20 protein-coding genes, 1 tRNA gene and 1 pseudogene are annotated in these 23,665 nt (G+C 70.6%); 20 read left to right on the forward strand and 2 right to left on the reverse strand.

The features are described 5' to 3' along the window. Window positions 1-335: 335 nt before the first annotated feature. Both ACFZBB_RS16565 and ACFZBB_RS16570 read left to right on the forward strand, forming a co-directional pair. Window positions 336-1,220 (forward strand): RICIN domain-containing protein, encoded by an 885-nt coding sequence (locus ACFZBB_RS16565; RefSeq protein ID WP_391122634.1) that lies wholly within the window; start codon window positions 336-338, stop codon window positions 1,218-1,220. 775 nt (window positions 1,221-1,995) lie between these two features. After that, the gene (locus ACFZBB_RS16570) at window positions 1,996-2,934 is read left to right on the forward strand and encodes a phosphotransferase (protein WP_391122638.1); all 939 of its coding nucleotides are present in this window, start codon (window positions 1,996-1,998) and stop codon (window positions 2,932-2,934) included. A 10-nt stretch (window positions 2,935-2,944) separates the two neighbouring features. Here ACFZBB_RS16570 and ACFZBB_RS16575 read toward each other — a convergent pair whose 3' ends face one another. Beyond that, a complete protein-coding gene (locus ACFZBB_RS16575) occupies window positions 2,945-4,195 on the reverse strand; it encodes a hypothetical protein (protein WP_391122641.1) in 1,251 nt (416 codons plus the stop codon). Between the two features lie 382 nt (window positions 4,196-4,577). Here ACFZBB_RS16575 and ACFZBB_RS16580 point away from each other — a divergent pair, with 382 nt between their 5' ends. From ACFZBB_RS16580 to ACFZBB_RS16595, 4 genes and pseudogenes are all read left to right on the forward strand, one after another. Further along, a complete protein-coding gene (locus tag ACFZBB_RS16580; RefSeq protein ID WP_391123203.1) occupies window positions 4,578-5,087 on the forward strand; it encodes a bifunctional DNA primase/polymerase in 510 nt (169 codons plus the stop codon). Then, a complete protein-coding gene (locus ACFZBB_RS16585; protein WP_391122644.1) occupies window positions 5,077-5,400 on the forward strand; it encodes a hypothetical protein in 324 nt (107 codons plus the stop codon). The genes ACFZBB_RS16580 and ACFZBB_RS16585 overlap by 11 nt, the downstream gene beginning before the upstream one ends. Continuing rightward, window positions 5,397-5,696 (forward strand): hypothetical protein, encoded by a 300-nt coding sequence (locus ACFZBB_RS16590; RefSeq protein WP_391122647.1) that lies wholly within the window; start codon window positions 5,397-5,399, stop codon window positions 5,694-5,696. The genes ACFZBB_RS16585 and ACFZBB_RS16590 overlap by 4 nt, the downstream gene beginning before the upstream one ends. 85 nt (window positions 5,697-5,781) lie before the next feature. Further along, window positions 5,782-5,970 (forward strand): annotated as a pseudogene (locus tag ACFZBB_RS16595) (site-specific integrase); the annotation flags it as partial. A gap of 254 nt (window positions 5,971-6,224) precedes the next feature. Here ACFZBB_RS16595 and ACFZBB_RS16600 read toward each other — a convergent pair. Next, a tRNA-Arg gene (locus ACFZBB_RS16600) sits at window positions 6,225-6,296 on the reverse strand. A gap of 189 nt (window positions 6,297-6,485) precedes the next feature. Between ACFZBB_RS16600 and ACFZBB_RS16605 the strand changes: the two genes are divergently transcribed. The 14 genes from ACFZBB_RS16605 to ACFZBB_RS16670 all read left to right on the forward strand — a co-directional run bounded on the left by ACFZBB_RS16605 (window position 6,486) and on the right by ACFZBB_RS16670 (window position 23,601). Next, window positions 6,486-6,878, forward strand: a complete 393-nt coding sequence (locus ACFZBB_RS16605) for a response regulator (RefSeq protein ID WP_391122650.1) — start codon at window positions 6,486-6,488, stop codon at window positions 6,876-6,878. Window positions 6,879-7,185: 307 nt separating this feature from the next. Then, entirely contained in the window at window positions 7,186-8,172 is a 987-nt protein-coding gene (gene nrtL, locus ACFZBB_RS16610; protein WP_391122653.1) for an ArgS-related anticodon-binding protein NrtL, read from the forward strand. Window positions 8,173-8,288: 116 nt separating this feature from the next. Next, complete coding sequence (gene lysA, locus ACFZBB_RS16615; protein ID WP_355344221.1) at window positions 8,289-9,680, forward strand: diaminopimelate decarboxylase; 1,392 nt, start codon at window positions 8,289-8,291, stop codon at window positions 9,678-9,680. A gap of 302 nt (window positions 9,681-9,982) precedes the next feature. Further along, the gene (locus ACFZBB_RS16620; RefSeq protein ID WP_355344218.1) at window positions 9,983-11,275 is read left to right on the forward strand and encodes a homoserine dehydrogenase; all 1,293 of its coding nucleotides are present in this window, start codon (window positions 9,983-9,985) and stop codon (window positions 11,273-11,275) included. 8 nt (window positions 11,276-11,283) lie between these two features. Continuing rightward, window positions 11,284-12,390: a threonine synthase gene (gene thrC, locus ACFZBB_RS16625; protein WP_391122656.1), complete on the forward strand. Its 1,107-nt coding sequence runs from the start codon at window positions 11,284-11,286 to the stop codon at window positions 12,388-12,390. Window positions 12,391-12,954: 564 nt separating this feature from the next. Beyond that, complete coding sequence (gene thrB / locus ACFZBB_RS16630) at window positions 12,955-13,878, forward strand: homoserine kinase (RefSeq protein ID WP_391122659.1); 924 nt, start codon at window positions 12,955-12,957, stop codon at window positions 13,876-13,878. A 341-nt stretch (window positions 13,879-14,219) separates the two neighbouring features. Beyond that, window positions 14,220-16,283 (forward strand): transcription termination factor Rho, encoded by a 2,064-nt coding sequence (gene rho / locus ACFZBB_RS16635; RefSeq protein WP_391122662.1) that lies wholly within the window; start codon window positions 14,220-14,222, stop codon window positions 16,281-16,283. A 310-nt stretch (window positions 16,284-16,593) separates the two neighbouring features. Further along, complete coding sequence (locus ACFZBB_RS16640) at window positions 16,594-18,363, forward strand: trypsin-like serine protease (RefSeq protein WP_391122665.1); 1,770 nt, start codon at window positions 16,594-16,596, stop codon at window positions 18,361-18,363. 223 nt (window positions 18,364-18,586) lie between these two features. Further along, a complete protein-coding gene (locus ACFZBB_RS16645) occupies window positions 18,587-19,759 on the forward strand; it encodes an LCP family protein (protein ID WP_391122667.1) in 1,173 nt (390 codons plus the stop codon). A 228-nt stretch (window positions 19,760-19,987) separates the two neighbouring features. Further along, window positions 19,988-20,212, forward strand: coding sequence for a 50S ribosomal protein L31 (gene rpmE, locus ACFZBB_RS16650; RefSeq protein ID WP_188281959.1), 225 nt, complete (start codon window positions 19,988-19,990; stop codon window positions 20,210-20,212). 112 nt (window positions 20,213-20,324) lie between these two features. After that, window positions 20,325-21,404 (forward strand): peptide chain release factor 1, encoded by a 1,080-nt coding sequence (gene prfA, locus ACFZBB_RS16655; RefSeq protein ID WP_355344200.1) that lies wholly within the window; start codon window positions 20,325-20,327, stop codon window positions 21,402-21,404. 13 nt (window positions 21,405-21,417) lie between these two features. Continuing rightward, window positions 21,418-22,263 carry a peptide chain release factor N(5)-glutamine methyltransferase gene (gene prmC / locus ACFZBB_RS16660; RefSeq protein ID WP_188281957.1) on the forward strand — a complete coding sequence of 282 codons (846 nt, stop codon included), beginning with the start codon at window positions 21,418-21,420 and terminating at the stop codon, window positions 22,261-22,263. Window positions 22,264-22,294: 31 nt separating this feature from the next. Next, a complete protein-coding gene (locus ACFZBB_RS16665) occupies window positions 22,295-22,942 on the forward strand; it encodes an L-threonylcarbamoyladenylate synthase (protein ID WP_188281956.1) in 648 nt (215 codons plus the stop codon). Then, window positions 22,939-23,601 carry a protein-tyrosine-phosphatase gene (locus ACFZBB_RS16670; RefSeq protein WP_188281955.1) on the forward strand — a complete coding sequence of 221 codons (663 nt, stop codon included), beginning with the start codon at window positions 22,939-22,941 and terminating at the stop codon, window positions 23,599-23,601. Before ACFZBB_RS16665 ends, ACFZBB_RS16670 begins: the two co-directional genes overlap by 4 nt. Window positions 23,602-23,665: the final 64 nt, after the last annotated feature.

Below are 23,665 nucleotides of genomic sequence, written 5' to 3' on the forward strand. Positions count from 1 at the left end.
CACCGGCACCGGATCCGCGAGAGGAACCGCCGTAGCGGGGGTCACGTGCCGTGTGATATTCGTGGTGCGCAAGAGGAGCGGGGGGCTCCGGGCACCAAGCGGTACGGGCACGGCCGCGCACGGCACGCGGCCGGTGGACGCCGCACCGGGCCGGGCGGCGCCGTCCCGCCGGTCCTTCTGCTCATGTCGTGCCCATTCCGTGCCCATCCGGTTTCGGGGGCGGCCGTTGGCCTCGGTCCTGGTGCTTGACTGGCCGGGTGTGACCTGAGGGCCTTCATGTGCGTCTGAGCGATGGGCATCTCTTTGTTGGACTCTTGGCGAGTGGGGTACGGGCGTTGAGCGACACCGATCAGGACGAGGCGAAGCGGCGGCGGCGGGCACGGTTCGTCGAGGTGCTCACGAGCAGTGCCCGTCAGCCGGGGGAGCGTTCCCGGCTCGGCTCCAGGGTCGCGGGCGCCACGGCCGTACTGGCGCTCGCCGCGGGCGCCACCATGGGGATCGGCGCATGGCGCGGCCACCAGGCCGACCAGGACGCGAAGGAGCTCACGGCCGCGCAGACCAAGGCGGCGGACCGGTTCGCCCACCTCCCCACCGGCTCCGTCAGCCCGACCGCGAAGAAGCCGACGCCGAAGCCGTCGCATTCCGCCACGCCCAAGGCGCCGGTCCACACCACCCACTCGCCGACGCCTTCGCCGAAGCGGTCCAAGAAGGCGACCGCCACTCCCACGCCGACCATCGCCGTCTACCCCTCCACCGCGCTGCTCCTGAACGCCGCGACGGCGCTGTGCGCCGACATCCCCTACTTCGGCGCGGGCAAGGCCGGCGGGTCCGTCAACACCCACAAGTGCGACGGCACCAGCAACGACAACCAGATCTGGAACATGCGCGTCCAGCCCGTCGGCAAGGGCCCGGGCGGCACCGACCTCGTCCTCTTCGTCAACGCCAAGGACGATCTCTGCCTCGACATGCCCAACCGCGGCCCCCAGCCCGCCGGCACCACCCTCAACGAGGCCGACTGCGACGGCACCCTCGCCGACAACCAGCTCTGGTGGCTCGAACCCGTCGGCAACAGTGCCGTCCACATCCGCAGCTACATCAGCGGCAACCTCTGCATCCGCCCCGGCAACGTCAGCCCCGGCGGCTCCGACCGCCGCCTCATGATCGCCACCTGCGGCACCGACGACGAGTCCCGCTGGTTCCTCTACCCCGTCTCCGCCTGACCCCGCCGCCCGCCCCTCCCTCGGCCACGCGTGAACGCACTCCGGCGAGGTGCACAACTGGAGCGGCCCCACGCGGAGGCCGTGCCGATCCCGCATGTTCGGTACGGCCGACGACGGCCGCCTGTTCAAATGCAGGTACGGCAACATCGTCGCGCCGGCGTGGTTCGTCCTGGTGGGGGGCTATGGCAGGCGCCGGTGTCCCCGTCAGCTTTCGCCGAATCCATTCGCGGCGATTGAGCGTGAACAGATAGCATCTGCGCTGCTGAGGTGGGGTGCGTATGACATTGGCGAAAAAGGGATCACGACGGATTGTGGTCGATGGCGTGACCTACCGGTGGCGGCTGCGGCGCAGGCCGACGTACGACCAGCTCATCGGCTGGGCGCCTTGCACATACGCGGTCGAACGTGCTGATCGATCCGGCGCAGTTCTCACCGTCAGAACAGATCAACGGCACATGCGGAACGTGGTCCATTCGGCGGGAAGCCCGGTGCTCCAATCAGATGTCGCCTCGGCTGTGCGCGCTGCCCTCACACGTGGCTGGGCACCCGAGAATCCCGGTCCCCTGTTCCGCCTCGACCAGTCGAAAGCCTTCTCCCCTTGGCCTGGAAAGACGTTCACCGACCCGTCGTGACCTGCGATCGCCGGCAAACGGCCGCCGCAGTCCGCATCCGAGCTGAGCAGGAGCCGTGGCTGTCGCTTGCCGTGGGGAAGATCATCACGTCCCTATGACGTGAGGGCCTGTAGGGGTCCCCGTACACCCGTATCGTCAGTCGCATGGTGTCTGGTGCGGCTGGCGACGGTCAAACAGGTAGTGGAGCTGTGGAGTTCACGGCCGAGACGACCCTCGCCGTGTTGCGTGAGGCATGCGCGTCGATCGGCCTGGACTCGACCGGTGCCCGGTTGCTGAGGCTCGGCTCCAACGCGGTGTACGCCCTTGCCGACCGGCCGGTGATCGTACGTATCGCTGCCGATCCCGATGCGCTGGCAGAGATGGAGCGTGCCGTACGGGTAGCCCGATGGCTGGGTGCGGAGGACTTCCCGGCGAACCGCGTGCTGGCGGGGGTGTCGCAGCCAGCGGTGGTCGACGGGCGTGTGGTCACGTTCTGGGAAAGCGTCCAGGACGCGGAAGAGTACGCGACCGTGACCGAGCTGGCCGACCTGTTGAAGCGGCTTCACTGGTTGGAGGAGCCGGAGTCGCTGGGGCTGCCGTACTTCGATCCGATGGCGAAGGTGCGGGCCTCGCTGAATGGTCTCGGTGACGGCGTCCACCCGGAAGACGAGGCGTTCCTCGCTGAGTTGGCCGACCAGTTGGAGAAGGACTACGGTCGGCTCGACTTCGTTCTGCCCTTCGGCGTCATCCACGGCGACGCGAACATCGGCAACGTGCTCCGCGCCCGCTCCGGGCAGGCGGTCCTCATCGACCTCGACGGCTTCGTGCTGGCCCCGCGGGAGTGGGACCTGATCCTCACCGCGATTTACTACGACCGGTACGGGTGGCACACGCGGGAGCAGTACGAGTCGTTCGTCCACCACTACGGCTTCGACGTCATGAACTGGCCCGGCTATCCGGTCCTCGCCGACCTGCGCGAGCTGATGATGACGCTCTGGATGGGTGGGAAGGCCGCAGCCGAGCCGCGAGCGGCCGAGGAGTTCGCCCGCCGCGTGAAAGCGATCCGCACAGGCGCCACACGCCGTGATTGGCGTCCCTTCTGACTACGCACTCCTACGCACTTTCGCGGCCGGTCGCCAGCCATAGCCGGTGGTCTGCCGCCTGTTCGTGCAGCTCACGCACAGCGGTGGTCGTGCCATGCGGGGTCAGCGCGGCACGAAACTCGCGTAGGTAACTGACGCACCGGGCGGACCGTAGCTGCTCGCCCAGGTCCAGCGCGTCCAGGGCCACCCGGCACGCCTCCTCGACGTCGCCCGCCCGGAGATGCGCGTCGGCGAGCACCATCGTCACGAAGAAGTCCGACCGTACGTGGCTGCCGCTCATCGCGTTCCCAGCGTGTTCGACGGCCTGGCGGCCGCTGTTGACGTCGCGGAAGCAGTGCGCGGCCTCGGCGGCGAGTTCGGCGTCATCGAAATAGGTGATCCACTCCGGCTCGTCGCCGGAGTTGCGGCGGTCCAGGAAGCGCGCCGCCTCGGCGAGGGCTTGTTCGCAGCCGCGCTTGTCGCCGGTCCGGGCCAGGGCCCGTGCCTCCATCGCGTGGAACTGCGCCACGAGCGTGGGCGTGGCCACGCCCGAGATGCCCATACGTGCCGCACGGGCAAGTGTCGCCGCCTCCGTATGGCGGCCGAGGAACGTGGCCTGGTGGCTCATCGCCGACAGGATGCTGCCCGCGAGCCGGCGGTCGCCGCCGTCCTGTGCGAAGCGAAGCGCTTGCAGGAAATACCGCTGAGCGAGTCCGTGGTGGCAGGCGTCGTACGACATCCACCCGGCAAGGAGCGTCGCTTCGGCGACCGTGGAGAACAGTGCGCGACCAACGCCCTCGGTGTACCGGCCGCCGAGCAGCGGCGCTACATCGCGGCTGAGGTACTGGATCACCGCATGCCGGGCGTGCTCGCCCCCAAACTGGTCGTCCAGCGAGGCGAACGTATCGCTGGTGGCCTTTACCATGGCTACGTCCGCCAGACCGACGCGCGAACTCGTACGGTCGGCGGCCTGCGTCGGCGCCGGCTCGGGCGCGACCAGCCACCGTAACGACGCGTCGCTCCAGGCATGTTCGGATGGCTCTGAGGTCAACAGCGGCTCGTAGCCGTTCAGATCGGCTCGCCACAGGCGGTCAACGGCCGAGACCGCCGCGTCCGGCGTCGGCGGATAGCGGGCTTCGAGGAGTTGGGGCTCACCGTCGACCGCGCTCGGCCGGAGCCCCAATTCGGTTCCGGTGACGCCGAGCGCCTCGCAAAGGAGCGGACCGTAGAAGTCGTCGGGCTGGCTGTGCCCGTTCTCCCAACTCGCAATGCGACGCTTCACGCTGGCGTCCGTAGGAAGTGCGCTTCCACGCTGGTGCGCAGCCCGACGCAGCTCGTTGACGAGCCTCAGTTGGCCCCATCCTCGTTGCTTTCGCGCTGCCCGGATCTGGGCGCCGTCTTCGCCGATCACGTATCCCACCCGGCCTCTTCGCTGCGTCGCGCGATTAGTGGCTGACTCATCACCTTACGTGATCGATGCGTTACGCGCTTGATCTCGCCGCAGACTGAGGGACCGGCGGGGGGACGGCGGATGACGCGTACTGCTCCTGCTCGTCACCTCACGTCATCTGTCGTCATCTGCCCAGCTCAGGGGGCGCGGTTCGACGCTGGTGGCGGTGGCGGACAGTCCGTGGCCGGACGCTTTGGGGTGATGGCGCGTGCAGATGATGACACGCCGGGGAATCGAATGGCTGAGCTTGGCGTCGGAGGACCCGACGCAGTGCCGCATGCTGTGGCTCGACGACCCACGGCAGCCCCAACTCGTCGCCACCGGGGCGCTTTTCGACGTCTTGGCCGTCGATCAACAAACGGGGATGGAAACCTTCGACCAACTCCGCCGGCGCGGAATGCCGGTCGGCGCGGTGATGGTCGACCGCGGCGCGAGCCGTATGGGCTTCTTCCTCCCGCCCGAGTCCGGCCCGCGCTTCGCGGACTCACTGTCCCGTGAGACCTCGACTCCGCCCGACTACCGCATCCTCGGCGAAGGTTCGTACGTCGTCGTCCCCGGCCCCATGGCCTTGACCGGCGACCGGTTCGAGTGGCTGAACGCACCCACCCACTCCCAGCACGGCTCGCCGCTGCAAACCGTCGCCCTGGCCGTGATGCTCGCCGCCTCCGCCAAACTTCTCGCCCGCGCTGAAAAGTACGGCCAGGAGACAGCCGATGCCGAGTGACGGGCGACAGGAGCGTGACGCGGCCCTCTGGTCGCCGATCGACAGCCACGAGTGGTACGCGGCCCGCGATGCCGTGACTTCCCTCCGCCGCGTGCTGGTCGTCCTTGGCATGGAACGGGACTTCCCCTTCCTCCGCGCCGACATGAATGCCTTCGGCCACGGCTTCATCGACCTCGGCCGCATCTCGCCGGAAACCGCCGAACGCCTTGCCGGTCTTGTGCGTCGGGCGGTGGCGTCAGGATACGAAATCCCCTGCGCTGGAACGTCCTTCGATCCCCCGGAAGGTTCTGAGGAACGGAGGAACGAGGCATGACCGACCCTCGCGGAGTGTGCGCCGAGCGCGCCGAAAGGCTCACGCCTGGAGTTCCCTACGTCCGTGGATGGGCTGCCGCCAAGCGCGGCGCCGACGAGTTGGCGCGCGAACTGAGCTTTCTCGGCCTGGCCTCCGATTTTCCGGGTCTCAGACCGGACGTGAACGTATCCGGTGATGGTCTGGTCTGCATCGGAGTCGTCAGGCCGGAGGCGGCCGAGATCCTGGCTCGGCTGATCAGTGCCGGACTGGCCCATGAGATGGCGGAGGGCGTTGCTCCTACCCTTCGTCCGCAGTAGCAGCGGAGAAGACCCTGCGTGTCCGAAGCCGTACGGCGGCCGGCTCACTGATTCCGGTTCCTTTGCCGCCCGGCCGGGACCGGCGCTGCGCCACGCGGGCGTCTCCCAGTGGCTCAACTCCGGAGTCCCTGCACCGGAGGTCGCCGCCCGCGCGGGTCACTCGGTGGACGTGCTCCTGAAGATTTACGCGAAGTGCATCGACGGCCAGGAAGCCGAGATGAACGACCGGATCATGCGAGGGCTTGGAGAGGGGGCGAAGCGAACGGATGAGTGACGATCCACGCCAGTCGACTGGCGTGGATGGTGCGAGCCCCGGAGAAATTCGGGGCTCGCCTCGTTGTGCCGGAATGACCGGTTGACGTGCCGAAACACCGTTCAAGATCAACACGCTATTACAACGTGATCACTGACATGAGGCTGCGTTCGGTGGCTTTCGGCTGCGCAGCCACCACGACAAGCAGAAACCCCGCCGCCAGCGTTTCCGCTGGTTGCGGGGTTCACAAAGCACTCACGTGAGAATTCACGAAGTGCCCCCGGCAGGATTCGAACCTGCGCACACGGCTCCGGAGGCCGTTGCTCTATCCCCTGAGCTACGGGGGCGACGGGAAGAACATTAGCAGGTTGGGGGAGGTGGGCCGGACAGGGTTTGGGTGGGGGAGGGGAGGCGGGGGGTGCTGGGGGGAGGGGGGTTCACCCGTGGCGGGGAAGAAATGGGCAAAACGCGGACGCATCGAGAGGGGCACGCCTACTCTTCGAGGTGTGGCGGGTGCGTCCGGCCGGGTGCTTGTTGTGGATGACAACAAGGTGATCCGGCAACTGATCAGGGTCAACCTGGAGCTGGAGGGCTTCGAGGTCGTGACCGCGGCTGATGGTGCCGAGTGCCTGGAGATCGTGCACAGTGTGCGGCCGGATGTGGTGACGCTGGATGTGGTCATGCCGCGGCTGGACGGGGTACGGACGGCGGCGCGGCTGCGGGCGGACCCGGATCCGGAGACGCGGCGCGTGGGCATCGTCATGGTGAGCGCCGGGTCCCTGCCGGAGGGGACGGGCGGGGTGGACGCGTATGTCGCGAAGCCCTTCGAGCCCGCCGACCTCGTGGAGACCGTACGTGGGCTGGTTCGGCGCGGCCCCGTGCCGCCCGAGCCCCGCGGGCAGACGGCTTCCGCCCCCGGTTCCGCGTAAGCCCGGTGCCTGAGCAGGCCTGGGGGACCGTACCCGAGCCCGTTCGGTAGGGCCCCGTTCCGTAGGGGGCGAGTGCCGCGCCCGCCCCGCCCCGCCCCCATAACGCCGCTTCGCGCGGTGGCACCTGTCCCCGCGTAGAGCCAGAGCCGCACCCGCACCTGCCCGCCCCGCCCCACAAGGCCCGTGCGGCCCCCGCGCTGCCCCCCGCGTCGAAAGACGCCCCCCGCCCCCCCGCAAAGCCGCGGCCGCGGCCCCCTGGGAAAACCCGGTCGCCCCGGGGCCCACCCCCTCGCCTAGGCTTTGCCGCGTGACCCCCGCTGAGCTGTCCCGCACCGTGCTGAGTACGGTGCGCCGTGCCGTCGCGGCGGGGGAGCTGGGGGTGGAGGTGCCGGAGCGGGTCGTGGTGCAGCGGCCCCCGCGGCCGGGGTGCGGGGACTACGCAACGAACGTGGCGTTGCAGCTCGCGGGAGCCGCGGGGCGCCCGCCGCGACAGGTCGCCGAGATCCTCAGCAGGCGGCTCAGCGCCGAGCCCGGCATCGCGCTGGTCGAGATCGCGGGCCCCGGCTTCCTCAATATCACCCTCAACGCGTGGGCGTACGCGGACGTCGTCCGGCAGGTGCGCGCCCAGGGCCCGGAGTACGGGACAGGGGACGGCCTGGCCGGTGAGGCCGGCGGCGTGGCCGCGGAAGAAGGGGCCGTACGGGCCCAGGCCGTCGCCGAGGCCGTGAACCGGCTGCTGCGCGCCGCGGGCGCCGCACCAGGAGCCGCCGAGGAACGCGTGACGGCGGCCGAACCCCAGGACGACCCCGTCGCCCGCCTCGGCCCCGACGCCGCCCGCTGGTCGCTGCTCCGGCCGCCCGCCGAGGACCCGCCCCGTACGGATGACACGTTCCTCGCACAGCGCGAGAGCAACCCGCTCTTCCGTATCCGCTACGCCCACGCCCGCACCCGCGCGCTGCTCCGTAACGCCCATGACCTGGGCGTGGAGATCGAGAGCACGGTGAACGACCCGTACCACCACCCCGCGGAGACCGAACTGCTCGGCCTGATCGCCGACTTCCCCCGCGTCATCGAGACCGCCGCACGGCGCCGCGCGCCCGACCGGCTCGCCCGCCATCTGGAACGGCTGTCCGACGCCTTCCTCCGCTTCCACGACGAGTGCCCCGCGCTGCCGAAGGGCGACGAGAAACCCTCGGCCGTCCACGCCGCCCGGATCCGGCTCGCCGACGCCACCGGCATCGTGCTCGCCAACGGCCTCCACCTCCTCGGCATCAGCGCACCCGACCGCGTCTGACGTCCGGAAGCCCGGCGAACGACAGCGGGCCGACGACGAGGCCGAGCCCACAACTCCAGCACCCCATAGAACAACCCCCGAAAAACAACCCCCGATCTGCGAAGAAAGACGACACCGTGAGCCGTTCCGCACACCCCGCCGGGCCCCGCCACGCCGATGTGCTGCCCGAGGGCCACTACGCCGCCCCGCCCGCCGACCTCAACACCCTCGACACCCGCGTCTGGTCCCGCACCGTCACCCGTAACGCCGACGGCGCCGCCGAAGTCGGTGGCCTGGACGTGCGCGCGCTCGCCGAGGAATACGGCACGCCCGCGTACATCCTCGACGAGGCGGACTTCAGGGCCCGCTGCCGCGCGTGGCGGGCGGCCTTCGGGCACGACGCGGACGTCTTCTACGCGGGCAAGGCGTTCTTGTCCCGCGCAGTCGTGAAGTGGCTGCACGAGGAGGGGCTGAATCTGGACGTCTGCTCCGGTACGGAGCTGGCGGTGGCGCTGGAGGCGGGGATGCCCGCCGAGCGGATCGCGCTGCACGGCAACAACAAGTCCACCGCGGAGATCGAGCGCGCGGTGGAGACCGGCGTCGGGCGGATCGTGCTGGACTCGTTCCAGGAGATCGCCAGGGTCGCCGCGGAGGCGGACCGGCAGGGCAAGCGGCAGCGCGTGCAGATCCGGGTGACGGTCGGCGTCGAGGCGCACACCCACGAGTTCATCGCGACCGCGCACGAGGACCAGAAGTTCGGTCTCGCGCTGGCGGGCGGGCAGGCCGCGGAGGCGGTCCGCCGGGTGCTGAAGCTGGAGAGCCTCGAACTGGTCGGCATCCACAGCCACATCGGCTCGCAGATCTTCGACATGGCCGGCTTCGAGGTGGCCGCCCGCCGTGTCGTGTCGCTGCTCGCGGAGGTACGCGACGAGCACGGCGTCGAGCTGCCCGAGATCGACCTCGGCGGCGGCCTCGGCATCGCGTACACCACCGACGACGACCCGCGCGAGCCGCAGGAGATCGCCAAGGCGCTCGGCGAGATCGTCACCCGCGAGTGCGAGGCGGCCCGGCTCGCGGTGCCCCGGCTCTCGGTCGAGCCGGGCCGCGCGATCGTCGGACCGACCGCCTTCACGCTGTACGAGGTCGGCACGATCAAGCCGCTGGACGGCCTGCGCACGTACGTCAGCGTCGACGGCGGCATGTCGGACAACATCCGCACCGCGCTCTACGACGCCGAGTACAGCGTCTCGCTGGTGTCCCGTACGAGTGACGCCGAGCCGATGCTCAGCCGGGTCGTCGGCAAGCACTGCGAGAGCGGCGACATCGTCGTCAAGGACGCCTTCCTCCCTGCCGACCTCGCGCCCGGCGACCTGCTCGCCGTACCGGCCACCGGCGCGTACTGCCGGGCCATGGCCAGCAACTACAACCACGCGCTGCGGCCCCCGGTGGTCGCGGTCACCGACGGCCGGGCGCGGGTGATCGTCCGCCGCGAGACGGAGGACGACCTGCTGCGACTGGACGTCGGCTGACCCCGAAGCCGCCGAAAAGCCGCCGGAGGCCGACGGGACGCCGACCGCGCGCAGCGGCCCGCGATGGTGAAGAATTCACCGTCCCCGCAAGCACGTTGAGGCGATTCGGCAGTACGAGGGCCCGCTGACGCGTAATCTCACGGGCCGAACGCGCTCGGTGACGTGAAATATCGCCGGGTGAACGGCCGGTCTCACTCACCGGACAGGGCGTGGCATCTCCCGTCCGGTGAGTGAGACTGGTTCCCATCCAAGAGCTGTACGGACCCCGGGTCCGCACGGAGCTGTACGAGAGACGAGGTCGGATGATGCGTACGCGTCCGCTGAAGGTGGCGCTGCTGGGCTGTGGAGTGGTCGGCTCAGAGGTCACGCGCATCCTCACGACGCAGGGCGCCGACCTCGCCGCGCGGATCGGTGCCCCCATCGAACTGGCCGGGATCGCGGTACGCCGCCCCAACCGGGTCCGCGAGGGCGTCCCCGCCGAACTCCTCACCACGGACGCGACCGCCCTGGTCAAACGGGGCGACATCGACGTCGTCGTCGAGGTCATCGGCGGCATCGAGCCGGTCCGCACGCTGATCACCACCGCCTTCGAGCACGGCGCGTCCGTGGTCTCCGCGAACAAGGCGCTGCTCGCCGCCGACGGCGCGAAACTGCACGCCAAGGCCGCGGAGCACGGTGTCGACCTGTACTACGAGGCCGCCGTCGCCGGGGCGATCCCGCTGATCAGGCCGCTGCGCGAGTCGCTCGCGGGCGACAAGGTCAACAGGGTGCTGGGCATCGTCAACGGCACGACCAACTTCATCCTCGACAAGATGGACTCCACCGGCGCCGGGTACAGCGAGGCGCTGGACGAGGCGACCGCGCTCGGATACGCCGAGGCCGATCCGACCGCCGACGTCGAGGGCTTCGACGCCGCCGCGAAGGCCGCGATCCTCGCCGGAATCGCCTTCCACACCCGCGTGACCATCGACGACGTGCACCGCGAGGGCCTCACCGAGGTCACCGCCGCCGACATCGCGTCCGCGCGGAAGATGGGCTGCACGGTGAAGATGCTCGCCATCTGCGAGCGCCGCCCCGACGGGCGCTCGGTGACCGCGCGCGTCCACCCCGCGATGATCCCGCTCAGCCACCCGCTGGCCTCGGTGCGCGAGGCGTACAACGCGGTCTTCGTCGAGGCGGAGGCGGCCGGGCGGCTGATGTTCTACGGTCCTGGTGCGGGCGGTGCACCCACCGCCTCCGCCGTCCTCGGCGACCTGGTGGCCGCCTGCCGCAACAAGCTGGCGGAGACCACCGGCGCCGGCGAGTCCGCGTACACGCAACTGCCGGTGAGTCCGATGGGCGATGTGGTCACCCGCTACCACATCAGCCTCGACGTGGCGGACAAACCGGGCGTCCTGGCTCAGGTCGCGACGGTCTTCGCCGAGCACGACGTGTCCATCGACACGGTGCGGCAGCAGGGTAAGGACGGCGAGGCCTCTCTCGTCGTCGTCACTCACCGCGCGCTCGACTCCGCCCTCTCGGCGACGGTCGCCAGCCTGCGGAAACTCGACACCGTACGCGGCGTCGCCAGCATCATGCGTGTGGAAGGGGAGTAGGGCCCGCTATGAACAGCACCATGAACAACGGAACCGTCGACCGGCCCCGAATGTCCGGCACCCACCAGTGGCGCGGCATCATCGAGGAGTACCGGGACCGGCTGCCGGTCGCCCCGGGCGCCCCGGTGGTCACGCTGCTGGAGGGTGGCACCCCGCTGGTCCCCGCCCAGCTCCTGTCCGAGCTGACCGGCTGTGACGTCTTCCTGAAGGTCGAGGGCGCCAACCCCACCGGCTCCTTCAAGGACCGGGGCATGACCATGGCCATCTCCAAGGCCAAGGAAGAGGGCGCGCAGGCCGTCATCTGCGCCTCGACCGGCAACACCTCGGCGTCGGCCGCCGCCTACGCGGTGCGCGCGGGCATGGTCTGCGCGGTGCTGGTGCCGCAGGGCAAGATCGCGCTCGGCAAGATGGGCCAGGCGCTGGTGCACGGCAGCCGCATCCTCCAGGTCGACGGCAATTTCGACGACTGCCTCGACCTGGCGCGCGGGCTGAGCGAGAAGTACCCGGTGGCGCTGGTCAATTCGGTCAACCCGGCCCGTATCGAGGGGCAGAAGACCGCCGCCTTCGAGATCGTCGACGCGCTCGGTGTCGCCCCCGACATCCACCTCCTCCCGGTCGGCAACGCGGGCAACATCACCGCGTACTGGAAGGGGTACAGCGAATACGCGGCGGACGGTGTGTCCGCCTCGCGGCCGCGGATGTGGGGCTTCCAGGCGCACGGCGCCGCGCCGATCGTCAACGGCGCGCCGGTACGTCAGCCGCAGACGATCGCCACCGCGATCCGGATCGGCAACCCCGCGTCCTGGCAGCAGGCCGAGCAGGCCCGCGACGAGTCCGGCGGCCTCATCGAGGCCGTGACCGACCGTCAGATCCTGTCCGCCTACCGGCTGCTGGCCGCGAAGGAGGGCGTCTTCGTCGAGCCCGCCTCCGCCGCCTCGGTCGCCGGGCTGCTCAAGGCCCGCGAAGAGGGCAAGGTGGATCCCGGTCAGCGGATCGTCTGCACGGTCACCGGGAACGGGCTCAAGGATCCCGGGTGGGCCGTGGAGGGTGCTCCGCAGCCGGTGATCGTGCCGGTCGATGCCGATGCTGCCGCGCAGCGGCTCGGGCTGGTCTGAGCCGGACCCTCCCCGGGCGGTGAGCCGATCTTTTCCGGGGCGCCGGGGCGCCGGTGCGCGGTGTCGCGCTGACGCAGGGCCAGGTTTTTAGGGGCGCGGGGAACTGCGCGCTCAGCCACCGACGGTGGCGCGGCCTAACAACCGGCCCCAGCGGGGCAGTTGCGGCTGTTTCCGGGCTGACAGCCCGGTGGGGGCTTGTCGCGCAGTTCCTCTCCCAGCCTTCGGCCGGGAGGTACCCCCGGCGGCCCCGAAAGGACCGGCTCGCCGTCCTCGGCGGCGCGGCGCCCCTGAAAGATCGGCTCGCCGTTCTCGGCGGCGATGAGGCCCTGAGAAGAGCGGCTCGCCGCAAAGGAGCGGCGGGGCGCACGGGGGAGGGGCGACACGCATCACGCGCTCTTCGTGCGCCCTATGTCGCAGGAGAACCTTCCTTCGATAGGCTTACCTCAGCGGCACCGCAGTGTGCCCGACTCCGGCAGTTGCCAATGGGCAGTGCCTCCCCCGCCCCGCCGCCCGGCGATGAAGCCGCGCCCGCAGGGCGAACCGCACGAGGAGATTCGTCGAACGATGGCCGGTCCCGCGTTCCGCGCCGCCGCAGTACGAGTGCGCGTCCCCGCGACCAGCGCCAATCTGGGCCCCGGTTTCGACGCCTTCGGCCTGGCGCTCGGCCTGTACGACGACGTCGTGGTCCGCGTCGCCGACTCGGGCCTGCACGTGGACATCGCGGGCGAGGGCGCCGACACCCTGGCCAGGGACGAGAAGCACCTGGTCGTACGGTCGTTGCGGACCGCCTTCGACCTGCTGGGCGGCCAGCCGCGCGGCCTCGAGGTGGTGTGCGCCAACCGCATTCCGCACGGCCGCGGCCTCGGTTCGTCCTCCGCCGCCATCTGCGCGGGCATCATCGCCGCCCGCGCGGTGACGATAGGCGGCCCCGCTGTACTCGACGACATCGCACTGCTGGAGCTGGCCACCGAGATCGAGGGCCACCCCGACAACGTCGCCGCCTGCCTGATGGGCGGCTTCACCCTGGCGTGGACCGAGGGCGGCGCGGCCCGCGCGATCCGGCTGGACCCGGCGCGCTCGCTGGTCCCCGTGGTGTTCGTGCCCGCCACCCCCCTGCTCACCGAGACCGCCCGCGGGCTGCTGCCGCGTACCGTCCCGCATGTGGACGCCGCGGCCAACGCGGGCCGGGCCGCGCTGCTGGTGGAGGCGCTCACCCGGCGCCCCGAGCTGCTGCTGCCCGCCACCGAGGACCGCCTGCACCAGGACTACCGCGGGCCCGCCATGCCCGAGAGCCTGGCGCTGGTGAACCGGCTGCGCGCCGACGGCGTACCGGCTGTGATCTCCGGTGCGGGGCCCACGGTGCTGGCGCTCACCGAGGAGGGCGCCGCCGACAAGGTCACCCGGCTCGCCGGCGAGGGCTGGGCGGCCGACCGTCTGGCGCTCGACACGGCCGGAGCCAGTGTCCTGCCGCTCGCAGGGGGGCAGTGACACGATTGCCGGTCGTAGAGAGGGGGAATGTTTGTTGGATCCGGTAGTGTTAACCTCAAGCCTGCATTCGACGCCCAATGGGCGCGATGCACTGTGTCCCTTCCGTGGGACCGCTTATCTTCCGGGAGCCTCCCACACCGCATAGGCAGCAGTCCTGCGCAGTGTCGAGCACGCTCCGGAGTCGGCACCAGAACCCTTGTCGTGCCGAGCCCCGAATGTATTTCTGCCGCCGTCAGGCGGACCACCGCCCCGGCTCTGAGCAGCGGAAACGCCCAGATCCGGACAGCACGACCGGTCGCCGAGCCAGACAGGCCGACGTCCGCTCCAGGGAAGGACCCTTCGTGAGCGACACCACCGATCTGATGGGCGTGCGCGCAGAGAACTCTGTCGCCGCGTCCGATGCCGACGCGCCTGCTACCGGTGCTGCCACGGCCAGTGCCTCACGGCGACGCCGGTCCGGGACCGGTCTTGACGGCATGGTCCTGGCCGAGTTGCAGCAGCTCGCCTCCGGTCTCGGGATCAAGGGCACCGCGCGGATGCGCAAGAGCCAGTTGATCGAGACCATCAAGGAGAGGCAGGCGGGCGGCGGCGCCGCGACGGCCCAGGCCGCCGCGCCCGCGGCAGAGGCCCCCGCGGCCGAGAAGCCCAAGCGCCGCGCGACGTCGCGGGCCCGGCTGGCCGAGGCGCCCGCCGAGGTGGACGGTGCGGCCAAGGCCGCCCCCGCCAAGGCCGCCGCCACCGCGCCCGCGGAGCCCAAGCAGATCGAGATTCCCGGCCAGCCCGCCGGTGAGCAGGCCAAGTCGGCCGCGAAGGCCGAGCGCGCCGCTGAGGCCGCGGCCGACACCGCGGAGGGCAAGACCGACAGCCGTACCGAGGCCAAGGACGCCAAGGGCGACGGCAAGCAGCAGCAGAACGGCGGCGCCGCCGGGTCCGGCGACGAGCGCCAGGACCGGCAGCGCGGCCAGCGCGGTGACCGCCGTGAGCGGCAGCGCGACCGCCGCGGGCGCGGCGAGGACGGCGCCGAGGGCGGCAACCGCGACGGCGGCAACCGGCAGAACCGCGACCGCGGCGACCGGGGCAACCAGCAGCAGGGCGGCGGCCAGGGCGGCCAGAACCAGCAGCAGGGCGGCCAGGGCGGCGGCGGCAACGCGCAGGACGACGACGAGTTCGGCGACGGTCGCGGCCGTCGGCGCGGGCGCTACCGCGACCGCCGTGGGCGGGGCAACCGCCGCGACGAGTTCGGCGGCGGCGAGGTCCAGGTCTCCGACGACGACGTGCTGATCCCCGTCGCGGGCATCCTGGACATCCTCGACAACTACGCCTTCATCCGGACCTCCGGCTACCTGCCGGGTCCCAATGACGTGTACGTCTCGCTCGCCCAGGTCCGCAAGAACGGCCTGCGCAAGGGCGACCACGTCACCGGTGCCGTACGGCAGCCCAAGGACGGCGAGCGCCGCGAGAAGTTCAACGCGCTGGTCCGGCTGGACTCCGCGAACGGGATGGGCGCCGACTCCGGCCGCGGCCGTCCGGAGTTCAACAAGCTCACGCCGCTGTACCCGCAGGACCGGCTCCGTCTGGAGACCGACCCCGGCGTGCTGACCACCCGGATCATCGACCTGGTGTCGCCGATCGGCAAGGGCCAGCGCGGTCTGATCGTGGCCCCGCCGAAGACCGGTAAGACCATGATCATGCAGGCCATCGCCAACGCGATCACCACGAACAACCCCGAGTGCCACCTGATGGTCGTCCTGGTCGACGAGCGTCCCGAAGAGGTCACCGACATGCAGCGGTCGGTGAAGGGCGAGGTCATCTCCTCGACCTTCGACCGCCCCGCCGAGGACCACACCACGGTCGCCGAGCTGGCCATCGAGCGGGCCAAGCGGCTCGTGGAGCTGGGTCACGACGTGGTCGTGCTGCTCGACTCCATCACCCGTCTGGGCCGCGCGTACAACCTGGCGGCGCCCGCCTCCGGCCGCATCCTGTCCGGTGGTGTCGACTCGACCGCGCTCTACCCGCCGAAGCGGTTCTTCGGCGCGGCGCGCAACATCGAGGACGGCGGCTCGCTGACCATCCTGGCCACCGCGCTGGTCGAGACCGGCTCGCGGATGGACGAGGTGATCTTCGAGGAGTTCAAGGGCACCGGCAACATGGAGCTCAAGCTCGACCGCAAGCTCGCGGACAAGCGGATCTTCCCCGCGGTGGACGTCGACCCGTCCGGTACCCGTAAGGAAGAGATCCTGCTGGACCGGGACGAGTTGGCGATCGTCTGGAAGCTCCGCCGCGTTCTGCACGCGCTCGACTCCCAGCAGGCGATCGAGCTGCTGCTGGACAAGATGAAGCAGACGAAGTCCAACGCGGAGTTCCTGATGCAGATCGCGAAGACGACGCCGGGCAACAACGACTGACCTTCGGTTCAGGACAGACGAGAAACAGCTCGGCCCGCCGGATTCCCGGCGGGCCGAGCTGTTTCTTTGCTCAAACATGTGTTCTCAGCTACCTGTGAGGCTGGTCCGGGCCAAGCTGGCAGTCATATGATCTGCCAGTCGCAGGTGGGGGGAACCATCTTCGGACGTCCGACCCGGCCGCAGGGCTGTGCTTCAGCCTGCCCGCGCCCCTTTTCGCCGACGTTCGGTCAGCTACTCGCTCCTGTGCACATCTCCCGTGCGGCCACCGCCCGTTGGCGGCCGTCGCGCATTTCTACGACAGGAGTTCTGAGTGTTCTCTGCCCATGAGGGCCGGGGGCGCTGGCGGCACAGCCGTACAGCGGTCCTCGCAGCCACGGTCGCCGCGGGCGCCGTGAGTCTGTTCCTGGCGACGCCGGCCCAGGCCGGCGACCCGCAGCCGCCCGTTCTCCACCCGGCCGGGCACACCAGTGCGCCGTCCCAGGCGGAACTGCGCGCCCGCGTCGCGGGCGCGGTGGCGGCGGACGACGGCCCGTCCCGCACCAAGCTCTCCGCCGGCCCGCACACGGTCGACCCGAAGATCATCGGCGGCACCACCACGACGATCTCCAGCGCGCCGTGGATGGTCCAGCTCTGGTACTTCGACGGCAAGGGCACCGCCTCGACGACGGACGACGACAGCTTCTTCTGCGGCGGCACCGTGGTGTCCCCGTCGAAGGTCCTGACCGCCGCCCACTGCGTCGCGGGCTTCAACTGGAATCTGCACGGTGTCGTCCTCAGCGGCACCGACCAGCTCCCCACCGACAGCGCCGACGGCACCACCACGGATCTGCACGGTGGCACCGTCACCGGCGTGTGGCGGCAGTGGAGCAACCCGACGTACGACAACCCCGAGTTCGACAACGACGTCGCGGTACTGACGCTCGACGTCCCCACGACGGCCAAGCCGCTGCCGATCACCACGGCGACCGACAGCGCCTCGTACGTCACCGGCACCCAGGGGACCGTCTACGGCTGGGGGCGCACCAGTTCCGGCAGCCAGGACATATCGCAGACGCTGCGGAAGGCGACCCTGCCGGTCGCCGCCAACACCGCGTGCACAACGGCGTACGGGTCGACCTTCGTCGCGGGCCACATGGTCTGCGCGGGAGCTCCCGCGTCCGGCGCGGACGCCGGGACCACCGCGACCTGCAACGGTGACTCGGGCGGTCCGCTCGTGGTCGCCGGGAAGCTCGTCGGCGTCGTCTCGTGGGGCGTCAAGGACTGTGTCGAGAAGGGCACGTACAGCGTCTTCAGCCGGGTCAGCGCCTACGTCGGCGCCGTCAACCCCCGGATCGACGACGCGAATCTCAGCCTGGACGACAAGGCCGACCTGGTCGCCGTGACGCCGGCCGGATCGGCGTACGAGTACGTGTCGACCGGCGGCGCCTTCGCCCCGAAGGCGTCGATGGGCGACTTCAGCGGACTGAACCTGGTCCGCCAGAGCGACCTGGACCGGAACGACTACCAGGACCTGGTCGTCCGCACCACGGACGGCCGGCTGTTCTGGCTGGACGGATACAGCGGCGACAATGTGCTGATCGGTCCGGGCTGGAACGTCATGAAGTCGATCATCACGCCGGGTGACGTCAACGGCGACGGTCTGCCGGACGTGGTCGCCACCGACACCAGCGGGAACTCGTGGCTCTACCCCGGCAACGGCAAGGGCACCCTCGGTGCCCGCACCAAGATCGGCGGCGGCTGGGACATCTTCAACGGCCAGATCTACGGCAAGGGCGATCTGACCGGCGACGGCCGTCCCGACATCATCGCGCGGGACAGCACGGGCGCCCTGTGGCTCTACAAGGGCACGGGCCTCGCGTCCGGGCCCTGGGCGGCCCGAACGAAGATCGGGACCGGCTGGAACGCGTACAACGCCTTCGCGGCCGTCGGTGACATCACCGGCGACGGCAAGGCCGATCTGATCGCCCGGGACGCCTCGGGCACGCTGTGGCTGTACAAGGGCACGGGCTCCGCGTCCGGCCCCTACGCGGCCAAGGTCAAGATCGGGACCGGCTGGAATGCGTACAACCTCTTCGGCTGAGTTTCACGCAGGGTGATCAAAAGAGCGCCCGCGTACCCCCTGACCTGGGGGTACGCGGGCGCTCGCACGTCTTCCCCCGGTCTCCCCGGATGCCGGGAAGGGGAACCTCGGCGGAGGATGGAGCGTCTGACACTTCGGGACGAATGCCCGCGAAGCTCACGAAGCCACCGTGAAGACCGTGAAGACCGTGAACGCCCACGACGCCCAGGAGACGGAGGGAGCCATGTCCGATGACCAGCTGCCGACCGGGGCCACTGCCGTCAGCGACGGCAAGGGCAGCAGGCGGCACCAGCGCACCCGGCGCCGCCGGGTGCTGCGCGTGGTCGCCTGGGGCACCGCGGGCCTGGTGCTGCTCGGCGGCGCGGGCGCGGGCTACCTCTACTTCCGGCTCAACGGCAACATCAAGAGCGTCGACATCGACTCCGCGCTCGGCACCAACCGCCCCGCGGCCCTGGACAACGGCGCGATGGACATCCTCGTGCTCGGCTCGGACTCCCGGTCCGGCGCCAACAGCGAGTACGGCCACGGCGGCGGCGGCGCCCGCTCGGACACCGCGATGATCGTGCACCTGAACAAGGGCCACAAGGCCGCCAGCGTGGTCAGCATCCCGCGCGACACCCTCGTCCCCCGGCCCGTGTGCTCCAAGCCCGGCGGGGGCACCGTACCGGCCGTGCGGAGCGTCATGTTCAACAGCGCCTACGAGGTCGGCGGCCCGGCCTGCGCGGTCAAGACCGTCGAGGCCATGACGGGCCTGCGGATGGACCACTACATCGAGGTGGACTTCACCGGCTTCAAGAACCTCATCAACGCGCTGGGCGGCGTCCCGCTCACCACCACCCAGGCCATACACGACACCAAGAGCCACCTGGACCTGGCCGCGGGCACCCACACCCTCAACGGTGAGCAGGCGCTCGGCCTGGTCCGCACCCGGCACGGCGTGGCCGACGGCAGCGACCTGGGCCGGATCCAGCTCCAGCAGGCGTTCATGAAGGCGCTGATGAACCGGGTGAGCGGGATCGGCCTGCTGACCAGCCCCACCAAGCTGATCGACGTCGCCGACACCGCCACCAGCGCCATCACCACCGACTCCGACCTCGCCTCGGTCGGCTCCCTGATGGGCTTCGCGCAGAGCGTGCGCGGCCTGGACTCTACGAACGTCCACATGGTGACACTGCCGGTCCAGTACGCGGTCAGCGATCCCAACCGGGTGGAGCCGATGCAGGCGCAGGCCGCGATGGTGTGGGCCGCGCTGCGGGCCGACCGGCCGATCCCGGCCGCCGCCACCAAGGGCTCGGCCGCCGACGAGGTCAACGCCAAGAAGGTGGTCGGCGGCGGCGCCACCGCGGACCCGGCCACCTCGCCGAGCCCGGGCCTCAGCCCGAGCACCACGCCGTGACCTGACCTGACCTGACCTGACCTGACCTGGCCGGGCCCGGTCCCGGCCCGCTCCGGGACCCGCGCCCCGCACCCGCTCCGACCTGCGCTTTCGAGCCGGGAATTATCCGGGCCCACCCCTCGTTTTGGGAGATACGGCCAGTCCTGGCAGACTGGACCGCTGGCTCCGGTTCACGTGCACGCAAACCCGCGGTACGACCCGGCGCCCTCCCGAACCTAGGAGCATCCCTTGAAGCAAGGCATCCACCCCGAGTACTTCGAGACCCAGGTCACCTGCACCTGTGGCGCCTCGTTCACCACTCACAGCACCGAGAAGAGCGGCCAGATCCGCGCGGACGTGTGCTCCGAGTGCCACCCGTTCTACACGGGCAAGCAGAAGATCCTCGACACCGGCGGCCGTGTGGCCCGCTTCGAGGCCCGCTTCGGCAAGGCCGCCGGGTCCGCCAAGAAGTAGCGACCCGCAAGCGCCGGTTCCCGGTCGCCCAGTCATGGGTGACCGGACCGGCGCTTTGTCGTCCCGGGCCAGCCAGGCCAGGCAGCCACTTCATCCAGCTAGGGAACCGAAGATGTTCGAGGCGGTCGAGGAACTGATCGGCGAGCACGCCGACCTCGAAAAGCAGCTTGCCGACCCCGCGGTCCACGCGGACCAGGCCAACGCCCGCAAGCTGAACAAGCGTTACGCCGAGCTGACCCCCATCATCAGCACGTACCGCTCCTGGCGGCAGCTCGGCGACGACATCGGTACCGCCCGCGAACTCGGCGCCGACGACCCGGACTTCGCCGCCGAGGTGAAGGACCTGGAGAAGCAGCGCGACGAGGTGACCGAGCGGCTGCGGCTGCTGCTGGTGCCCCGCGACCCCAGCGACGACAAGGACGTCATCCTCGAGGTCAAGGCGGGGGAGGGCGGCGAGGAGTCCGCGCTGTTCGCCGGCGACCTGCTGCGGATGTACCTGCGCTACGCCGAGCGCGTCGGCTGGAAGACCGAGATCCTCGACGCCAACGAGTCCGACCTCGGCGGCTACAAGGACGTCCAGGTCGTGGTCAAGGCCAAGAGCAACCACGAGCCCGGCCAGGGCGTCTGGGCCCGCATGAAGTACGAGGGCGGCGTGCACCGCGTCCAGCGGGTGCCCGCCACCGAGTCGCAGGGCCGTATCCACACCTCCGCCGCCGGTGTGCTGGTCACCCCGGAGGCCGAGGAGGTCGAGGTCGAGATCGGCCCCAACGACCTGCGGATCGACGTCTACCGCTCGTCGGGCCCCGGCGGCCAGTCCGTCAACACCACCGACTCCGCGGTCCGCATCACCCACCTTCCCAGCGGCCTGGTCGTCTCCTGCCAGAACGAGAAGAGCCAGCTCCAGAACAAGGAGTCGGCGATGCGCATCCTGCGCTCCCGGCTGCTGGCCGCCGCGCAGGAGGAGGCCGAGAAGGAAGCCTCCGACGCCCGCCGCAGCCAGGTCCGTACCGTCGACCGCTCCGAGCGCATCCGTACGTACAACTTCCCCGAGAACCGCATCTCGGACCACCGGGTCGGGTTCAAGGCGTACAACTTGGACCAGGTGCTCGACGGGGACCTGGACGCGATGATCCAGGCCTGCGTGGACGCCGATTCGGCGGCCAAACTGGCCGCCGCCGGCGACGGCAGCTAAGGGGGAAGGCAGAGTGAACCTGCTGCTCGCCGAGGTGGCGCAGGCCGCCCAGCGACTGGCCGACGCGGGCGTGCCGTCGCCACGCTTCGACGCCGAGGAACTCGCCGCGTACGTCCACGGGGTCAAGCGCGGCGAACTGCACGGCGTCGCCGACACCGAGTTCGACGCCCGGTACTGGGAGGCCGTGGCGCGCCGCGAGGCACGCGAACCGCTCCAGCACATCACCGGCCGGGCCTTCTTCCGCTACCTCGAACTCCAGGTGGGGCCAGGGGTGTTCGTGCCCCGCCCGGAGACCGAGTCCGTGGTCGGCTGGGCGATAGACGCCGTACGCGCCATGGACGTCGCGGAACCGCTGATCGTGGACCTGTGCACCGGCTCCGGCGCCATCGCGCTGGCGCTGGCCCAGGAGGTGCCGCGCTCGCGGGTGCACGCCGTGGAGCTGTCCGAGGACGCCCTGGAGTGGGCCCGCAAGAACGTCGAGGGCAGCAAGGTCGACCTGCGGCAGGGCAACGCGCTGACCGCGTTCCCCGAACTCAACGGCCACGTCGACCTGGTGATCTCCAACCCGCCCTACATCCCGCTCACCGAGTGGGAGTACGTGGCGCCCGAGGCCCGCGACCACGACCCCGAACTCGCCCTGTTCTCCGGCGAGGACGGCCTGGACACCATCCGCGGCATCGAGCGCACCGCGCACCGGCTGCTGCGGCCCGGCGGCGTCGTCGTCATCGAGCACGCCGACTCCCAGGGCGGCCAAGTGCCGTGGATCTTCAAGGAGGACGCGGGCTGGGCGGACGCGGCCGACCACCCCGATCTCAACAACCGCCCCCGTTTCACCACGGCCCGTAAGGCGACACCATGACGGGGACACAGCATCTTCTGGAGGTCAGCTAATGGCACGGCGATACGACTGCTCGGATGCGACCGACCGGGCCACCGGCCTGCGCGAGGCCACCTCGGCCGTCAAGCGCGGTGAACTCGTCGTCCTGCCCACCGACACCGTGTACGGCATCGGCGCGGACGCCTTCGACGCCGAGGCGGTCGGCGACCTGCTGGAGGCCAAGGGCCGCGGGCGCAACATGCCCTCGCCCGTCCTGGTCGGCTCCCCGAACACCCTGCACGGCATCGTCACCGACTTCTCCGAGCAGGCGTGGGAGCTCGTCGACGCCTTCTGGCCCGGCGCGCTCACCCTGGTCACCAAGCACCAGCCGTCGCTCAACTGGGACCTCGGCGACGCCCGAGGCACCGTCGCCGTCCGGATGCCGCTGCACCCGGTCGCGATCGAGCTGCTGACCGCCACTGGGCCGATGGCCGTCTCCAGCGCCAACCTCACGGGACACCCCTCGCCGCAGGACTGCGACGCCGCCCAGGGCATGCTCGGCGACTCCGTGGCGGTCTACCTCGACGGCGGCCCCACCCCGTCCGCCGTCGCCTCCTCGATCGTGGACGTGACGGGGAAGGTCCCGGTACTGCTGCGGGCCGGGGCGATCAGTGCGGAGGAGCTGCGCAAGGTGGTCCCCGACCTGGAGGAGCGCAGTTGACTGCGCCCGACGGGCGTGGCATACCGGGCCTCGCCGCCCGCGCGGGGACCCTCCCCGGACAGGGCGGTGACGCCTTCCGCATCCTCCACGTCTGCACCGGCAACGTCTGCCGCTCGCCGATGGCCGAGCGGCTGACGCGGCATGGGCTGGCGCGCCGCCTCGGCGACGGCGCCACCGGCATCGTCGTGGAGTCCGCGGGCACCTGGGGCCACGAAGGCGCGCCGATGGAGGCGCACGCCGCCGCCGTACTCGCCGAGTACGGCGCCGACCCGACCGGTTTCACCGGCCGGGAGCTGCTCGACGACCACGTGATCGACGCCGACCTCGTCCTGACCGCGACCCGCGACCACCGCTCCCAGGTGATCTCGATGGGACACGCGGCGGGTCTGCGTACCTTCACGCTCAAGGAGTTCACCCGCCTGGTGCGGGCCATAGACCCCACCACGCTGCCCGAGGGCAGTGTCACCGACCGCGCCCGCGCCCTGGTCGGCGCCGCCGCCGCGCTGCGCGGCTGGCTGCTCGCGCCCAGCCCCGACGCCGACGAGGTCCACGACCCGTACGGCGCTCCCATCTCGTACTTCCGCAGCATCGGCGACGAGATCCACACCGCGCTCGACCCCGTCGTCACCGCCCTGACGGGCATCCCCGCGGCCGTCTGAGCCCGCAACGGCACGCCCGGGACAACCCCTTCACATTCCCCGTACAGCCGATGTGCAACCGTGG

It is taken from the genome of Streptomyces sp. NPDC008139 (assembly GCF_042957025.1).
In the GTDB taxonomy this organism is placed as follows: Bacteria; Actinomycetota; Actinomycetes; order Streptomycetales; family Streptomycetaceae; genus Actinacidiphila.

What these genes read in the sequence shown, in the direction of transcription:
- ACFZBB_RS16570 (WP_391122638.1), top strand. Translation starts at nt 1,996, where the DNA reads ATGGTGTCTGGTGCGGCTGGCGACGGTCAAACAGGTAGTGGAGCTGTG.
- ACFZBB_RS16580 (WP_391123203.1), top strand. Translation starts at nt 4,578, where the DNA reads ATGATGACACGCCGGGGAATCGAATGGCTGAGCTTGGCGTCGGAGGAC.
- ACFZBB_RS16585 (WP_391122644.1), top strand. Translation starts at nt 5,077, where the DNA reads ATGCCGAGTGACGGGCGACAGGAGCGTGACGCGGCCCTCTGGTCGCCG.
- ACFZBB_RS16590 (WP_391122647.1), top strand. Translation starts at nt 5,397, where the DNA reads ATGACCGACCCTCGCGGAGTGTGCGCCGAGCGCGCCGAAAGGCTCACG.
- ACFZBB_RS16620 (WP_355344218.1), top strand. Translation starts at nt 9,983, where the DNA reads ATGATGCGTACGCGTCCGCTGAAGGTGGCGCTGCTGGGCTGTGGAGTG.
- thrC (WP_391122656.1), top strand. Translation starts at nt 11,284, where the DNA reads ATGAACAGCACCATGAACAACGGAACCGTCGACCGGCCCCGAATGTCC.
- thrB (WP_391122659.1), top strand. Translation starts at nt 12,955, where the DNA reads ATGGCCGGTCCCGCGTTCCGCGCCGCCGCAGTACGAGTGCGCGTCCCC.
- ACFZBB_RS16645 (WP_391122667.1), top strand. Translation starts at nt 18,587, where the DNA reads ATGTCCGATGACCAGCTGCCGACCGGGGCCACTGCCGTCAGCGACGGC.
- prfA (WP_355344200.1), top strand. Translation starts at nt 20,325, where the DNA reads ATGTTCGAGGCGGTCGAGGAACTGATCGGCGAGCACGCCGACCTCGAA.
- ACFZBB_RS16665 (WP_188281956.1), top strand. Translation starts at nt 22,295, where the DNA reads ATGGCACGGCGATACGACTGCTCGGATGCGACCGACCGGGCCACCGGC.